Annotated in this window: 1 pseudogene; it reads left to right on the top strand. The window is 61.9% G+C overall.

Going from position 1 to position 236, the window contains the following annotated elements:
* Positions 1–69: 69 nt before the first annotated feature.
* Positions 70–236, top strand: a pseudogene (locus AF337_RS40855) (ABC transporter permease); the annotation flags it as partial.

The following is a 236-nucleotide window of genomic DNA, read 5'->3' as shown; positions in this document are numbered from 1 at the left end:
CGGCTTGCGTGCAGACAGTCTGACGATCTTGCCAAGCCTTGTTCCTGACTTGCGCAGCTGGGTTCCCAGAGCGCCGGCCGCGCCTTTGCCGGCCTTCTCGTCGGCGGCTCGATCGGTTTCCTGCTCGGCATCGCCAACGGTGTATCGCGCATTTCGGAACAACTGACCGATACGACGCTGCAGATGCTGCGCACCATTCCGCATCTGGCGATGATCCCGCTCGTCATCCTGTGGTT

Source organism: Rhizobium ecuadorense (assembly GCF_001187535.1).
Classification (GTDB): Bacteria; Pseudomonadota; Alphaproteobacteria; order Rhizobiales; family Rhizobiaceae; genus Rhizobium; species Rhizobium ecuadorense.
The sequence above is the reverse complement of the archived record's forward strand: the minus strand, read 5'-3'. Positions and strand labels throughout refer to the sequence as shown.